7 protein-coding genes are annotated in these 5,664 nt (G+C 41.6%); 6 read left to right on the top strand and 1 reads right to left on the bottom strand.

Annotated elements, in window-relative coordinates; genetic code table 11:
* Positions 1-227 precede the first annotated feature (227 nt).
* From HXY43_RS26480 to HXY43_RS26495, 4 genes are all read left to right on the top strand, one after another.
* A complete protein-coding gene (locus HXY43_RS26480) occupies positions 228-482 on the top strand; it encodes a hypothetical protein (RefSeq protein WP_290890178.1) in 255 nt (84 codons plus the stop codon).
* Between the two features lie 39 nt (positions 483-521).
* The gene (locus HXY43_RS27025) at positions 522-899 is read left to right on the top strand and encodes a type II toxin-antitoxin system ParD family antitoxin (RefSeq protein WP_367161557.1); all 378 of its coding nucleotides are present in this window, start codon (positions 522-524) and stop codon (positions 897-899) included.
* A gap of 173 nt (positions 900-1,072) precedes the next feature.
* Entirely contained in the window at positions 1,073-1,297 is a 225-nt protein-coding gene (locus HXY43_RS26490) for a hypothetical protein (RefSeq protein WP_290890167.1), read from the top strand.
* Positions 1,297-1,536, top strand: a complete 240-nt coding sequence (locus tag HXY43_RS26495; protein WP_290890170.1) for a type II toxin-antitoxin system HicA family toxin — start codon at positions 1,297-1,299, stop codon at positions 1,534-1,536. The genes HXY43_RS26490 and HXY43_RS26495 overlap by 1 nt, the downstream gene beginning before the upstream one ends.
* A gap of 55 nt (positions 1,537-1,591) precedes the next feature.
* On the opposite strand, the gene HXY43_RS26500 is transcribed toward HXY43_RS26495, so the two are convergent.
* A complete protein-coding gene (locus HXY43_RS26500; protein WP_290890185.1) occupies positions 1,592-2,989 on the bottom strand; it encodes an amidohydrolase in 1,398 nt (465 codons plus the stop codon).
* Between the two features lie 83 nt (positions 2,990-3,072).
* On the opposite strand from HXY43_RS26500, the gene HXY43_RS26505 reads away from it, so the two are divergent.
* Both HXY43_RS26505 and HXY43_RS26510 read left to right on the top strand, forming a co-directional pair.
* Positions 3,073-3,843, top strand: coding sequence for a cysteine hydrolase family protein (locus HXY43_RS26505; RefSeq protein WP_290890173.1), 771 nt, complete (start codon positions 3,073-3,075; stop codon positions 3,841-3,843).
* 98 nt (positions 3,844-3,941) lie between these two features.
* Positions 3,942-4,394: a cupin domain-containing protein gene (locus HXY43_RS26510; RefSeq protein WP_026733735.1), complete on the top strand. Its 453-nt coding sequence runs from the start codon at positions 3,942-3,944 to the stop codon at positions 4,392-4,394.
* The last annotated feature ends 1,270 nt before the right edge of the window (positions 4,395-5,664 follow it).

The following is a 5,664-nucleotide window of genomic DNA, read 5'->3' on the forward strand; positions in this document are numbered from 1 at the left end:
CCTCTGGGGTTGGAGGCTGTGGGGGAGTGGGAGATGGGGAGATGGGGAGTAGTCAATTAAAAATTCAAAATTCAAAATTCAAAATTTTTAATTTTACATTTTTAATTCCCCGAAGGGGAGATGGGGAGAGTGGAAGAATAACAACCAACTACTAACTACTAACCACTAACTACTAACCACTAACCACTAACTCTTGACAAATGACAAATGACAAATGACTATTGACTATGGCTTCCGGCATCTACGCGATCGCGCACATCGGTCATTTAAAACTTTACGTTGGCGAAGTCAACAGACTTAGCAAAGTATGGCCGCCTATGCTTGCCCAACTGAACAGTGGTACATATCCCCATCCGCAGTTGCAACAGGTATGGAATTCTGAAGGAAACAAGCGTCACTTCACATTTCACACCAAGACAGAAATTATCGGCGACAAGGATATTTTAGGTATCGAAGAACTTTTGGCAGAAATTGCTAAATAGATTGTTGGTTGTTGGTTGTTGTTTGTTGATTGTTGGTTGTTGGACGAGTCAAGCGTCTTTGCTACTATCCAAAATAAACACCAGAATTTCAAGAATTACTTATGGTGTGGAATCCAGGACAGTCGTTGTTTGGCGATCGCTGCATTGACTATACTTCACGAACGCGGCTTGCTACATCGGGATTTGAATATGAATGTCAAAAAACTATCCATTTCCTTGCCACCGTCCTTAGTAAAGTTTATTGAAAATTACAAGCTAAGTAAAGGATACAAATCTCAATCGCAAGTCATAGAAGCAGCATTAGAATTGTTGCAAAATCATGAACTAGAGGAAGCTTACCGCCAAGCGTCTGCTGAGATTGACAGTGCCTGGGATGTGACAGTTGCAGATGGATTGACAAGCGATCGCCTAAACTAAAATCATGCGATCGCTCTTTGCCTCTCGTCAAGACCCAGTCAGAACCATGATAAATATAAAATTCGCGTCGGCGATTACAGAATAGGCATTACTCTTGATAAAGAGACAAATACATTAATTTGTCAGCGAGTTGCTCATCGTAAAGATATTTACCGAATTTTTCCTTGATACCAATGAAACACATTAAAATCATTATCGAAAAACATCCAGATGGATATGTTGCTTATCCATTAGGTGTTAAAGGGGCTGTTGTTGGTCAAGGTGACACATTTGAGGAAGCTTTAGCTGATGTGAAATCAGCTATTCGCTGCTATATAGAAGTATTTGGTAAAGAAATGCTGGAAGATGATTCACCAGTGATTGATGCTTTTCTCACAGAAACTGAGGTAGCTGTTTAATGCCGAAGTTCCCTGTTGATGCGCCTAAAAAGAGAGTTATCAAAGCATTTGAGTTACTGGGTTTTTATATTGTTCGAGAACGTGAACATATTGTTATGACTCGAAAAAATGATGATGGTACAGAGACACCATTGGTAATGCCCAACCACTCGGAGATTAAATCTGGTACATTAAGGTCAATTTGCACTCAAATAGGTATTTCACGTGAGGAATTCTTAGCAGCCTATGACCAAACTTAAAGGGTTTCAATAGAACAGCGATCGCCTACACTAAAATCATGCGATCGCTCTTTGCTCACAAACCCATCACCAAGCGATAATGCGCTTCAATTTGGGCAACGGTTTGAGACTGGCGTTGAGTATGCCACTGACTGTGGTTAAATAACTCTTGCCGCAAGTTACTAACATCGATAGTTGTGACTTTCCCGTCAGCAACAATTTGCTTACCATTCACCCACACGCTATCAACAACATTACTAGGACGCCCTAAAACTAACAAACCAATCGGATCTGTACGTGGTAGCAATGATAAGTTGGTAAGGTCATACATTACCAAATCAGCTTTTTTACCGATACTCAGTGAACCGAGTTTGTCTGCCATATTCAGCCCCTTTACACCACCCAAGGATGCCATTTCTACTGCTTGCCTGGGTGTAATCCAGTGTCGATAATCTAAATCGGTAAAGTTGTGTAATATAGAACCAATTTTGATCGCTTCCAGTAAGTCTTGGGAATCATTGCTAGATGCACCATCACACCCAAAAGTCACATTTACCCCTGCTTGACGATATTTTAAAATTGGGGCAATACCACTACCCAAACGCAAGTTACTCAAAGGGTTATGGACAACAGTAGATTGAGTTTCAGCGAGGATAGCGATGTCAGCGTCAGTCAAGTGGACGCAATGGGCTAGAGTTGTGCGATAGTCTAAATAACCAATACGTTTGAGATGGGCAACGGCAGTACATCCGTATTTTTCTTGAGCAAGTTTTTCTTGGGCTTTGGTTTCCAGTAAATGAGAGTGGCGGCAAAGATTATACTTTTCGCTTAATTGACTACACCCCTCAAATAAAGCATCAGTACACAGTTGAATACCCGTAGGGGCAACTAAAATGCTTATACCCTCCTCCGGACGATGAAACTGTTTTACCGCCTCTTCAATAAGTTCCAATGTTGCACCAGTTGAGCGAAAATAAGGCTCGTGGGTTTGTTGAGTTTCCCCAGATGGGATGCCAGCGGTGATCGATTCATCTTGAATCAAGGGTGCAACAAAGGCACGAATACCAACTTCTTTGTAAGCGCGAACCGCCGTGGCAATAGTTTCTAATTCTTTGTCAGGAATTAACACTAAATGATCTACAACACTTGTGCCGCCAGAAAGTAGAGTTTCTACTGCTGTTCCCAAAGCACTGAGGTAAACTTTCTCTGGATCTAAAGGCGCAAAATCATATAGTTCTGCCAGCCATAATTCCAAGGGCAACATTGACATTATCCCCCGTTGCCACATTTCTGAAGAGTGGGTATGGGCGTTAACGAATCCTGGCAATAGTAACTTATTTTGACCGTTAATAGGGGTTCCTACAACATCAAGATTTGGGGCGATCGCGGTAATGTTTCCCTCTACAACTTGGACGTCAACGGTGGTGTAACCATTCTCGACAGGAATTAAAACATTCTGGATTGTAAAATTTATCATTTTAACCTTGATTAAGTAATGACACGCAAAGCAGAATTTCAAGTTAAAAAGTAAAAGATGGTGTTGGGTGTTGCAATTTTATGAATCTGCCTCTTTGGAAATTAGGAGTTGCACCAAATGCTTGGGCGGTAAATCAGGCGATCGCAGACATCACTCGTCCTCCCCTAGAACCACAACCCGTTATCTTATCAACAGAAACCAAAAGCTTGCGCCTTGACTTAGCAAAAGCTGCCATCCTCGTCATCGATATGCAAAACGATTTCTGTCACCCTGATGGTTGGTTAGCGCATATCGGTGTAGATGTTACCCCAGCGCGTCAGCCAATCAAACCTTTACAAATCTTATTGCCAGCACTGCGCTCTGCGAATGTTCCCGTAGTATGGGTAAATTGGGGAAACCGTCCCGACTTACTCAATATTAGTGCAAGTGTACATCACGTCTACAACCCCACGGGTGAAGGTGTCGGCTTGGGCGATCCACTGCCTAGCAATGGTGCTAAGGTACTAATGGCGGGTAGTTGGGCAGCAGCAGTGGTAGACGAACTAGAACAACTACCAGAAGACGTTCGCGTCGATAAATACCGCATGAGTGGCTTTTGGGATACTCCCTTAGATACTATCCTGCGGAACTTGGGCAGAACAACACTGTTTTTTACAGGTGTCAATGCTGACCAATGTGTAATGGCCACTCTACAAGATGCTAACTTTTTAGGATACGACTGCATACTAGTTAAAGACTGTACTGCAACCACTTCTCCTGAGTATTGTTGGCTGGCGACACTATACAACGTCAAGCAGTGTTTTGGTTTCGTCACAGATTCAGAAGCAATTTTAAAAGTAATTAATGGTTAGTGGTTAGTAGATAGTGGTTAGTGGTTAACAACTACCTGCATAACTACTAACTACTAACTACTAACTACCAATAACAAATGACTAAGGACTAAGGACATATGACAAATTGTTGTGTAATTCCTGTCATCAAGTCTCCCAAAGATTACCAAGCCTATCGCATTAGTCCCCATGATACAAATCGCTTGGCGATAGTGTTCGATCCGGCAATTGCCAATACTTCTCTGACTTGTTGCGTAGAAATTTTTGATGTTGGTGGCAAAACGCCTCCCAACCGCCATCAGTTAGCAGTAGAAATGTTTTTTGTTCTCAAAGGGGAAGGCAGGGCAACTTGTGATGGTAAGACTGTGCCGATTAAAGCAGGAGATAGTTTATTAGTACCACCCACTGGTACTCATGTGATTGAAAATACGGGTTCAGGACGTTTGTATACGTTAACTGTTATGGTTCCTAATGAAGACTTTGCCGAGTTAATTCGTAGCGGCACGCCTGTAGAATTAGATACAGAAGATATGACTGTACTTGGTAGATTGGATGCTTTCGTGTCAAATTGAAGTTTTCAACCACAAATAAACGCAGATAGACATAGATGTACTTTTAGGGCGTTGCATAATTGCGGGATGATTTTGGAATTCGCATGACTCAATAATCACCGTATCCCCGCGTCAGCCTCATTCATCCCATTATTCAGCAACGCCACTTTTAGTGTTCTGTGGGTATTTGCGTGTAGTATTCCGACTACTTTTACCAAAACAGCGGCTGTTTGTGCAACACAACCACCTTCAATATCTTTTGGTTAAGGGGGAAAGGGAAAAGGGAAAGGGATGGATATTTACCCTTTCCCCTTACCCTTTAACATGCATCCCAGCTATAACTCCAGATCAAAGGTGCTAATCCGAAAAGTATTGCAACCACCTTGCGTTCTCACGTTGCTAATGAAAAAATTGTCATTTTTTCATGTTCAAAATTCATTTAAAAATGACAAAAAAATATATCTGATACACTTCAGGTGTTTGCTACTAAATATCGCCATATCCTTTGCTTGCAACTATTTACGGCGCTAGTCTCACAATTAACCCCGGTAGCACCGGGGTTAATTTTTACCCAATTTCTAGGAGGAGATTCCCTGTTCCCAATTGGTCACTGGGTCACTATAGTAACGAGAGGAAACGTTCGGCTCAACCCCAGTTTTACTGGGGTCTTACTTTTGAGACCATTAATCCTAGCGTCAATCTATAACAGCGTCAATCTGTCCTTTTGACTAGGGAATTATGCTTAATAGCTGTTTTTGGCTCGGAGTTTACTTTTTATACAATATTGCCTGTTGAAAACAGTCTTTACTAGTGAAAATCCTGATTTTGAGATTTAACTTAAGGTTTTCAGTAGCAAAGCGATCGCCCATCAAACAAAGCAAATACACAAAGCTTGGTGCTTGAGTAATGGTGACTTAGCCCTAAACTTTAACATTTGCTTACATGCAAGCATCGGATACAAAAGCGGGTGTTGCTGAATAATGGGATGAATGAGGCTGATGCACCAGACGCCGTGATTATTGAGTTATGCAAACTCCAAAATAATCTCGCAATCATGCAACGTTCAAAAGCGATAAACTGAATCTCCGGCTTTCTAACTCAAGTTTCTTGGTTTCCAAGTACCGATTTTTATTTTACCTTCCTGCCCGGCAATATAGGACTCATATTTGATTTTTGGGCGTTGCTGAATTTGGTCATGAATTATGTGTGCATACATTTTTGTAGTTCGATGCCAAATCATTGTAGAGACGTAGCAATGCTACGTCTCTACATACCCGTGAATTGTAAATTC

The organism is Fischerella sp. (genome assembly GCF_013388695.1).
In the GTDB taxonomy this organism is placed as follows: Bacteria; Cyanobacteriota; Cyanobacteriia; order Cyanobacteriales; family Nostocaceae; genus PCC9605.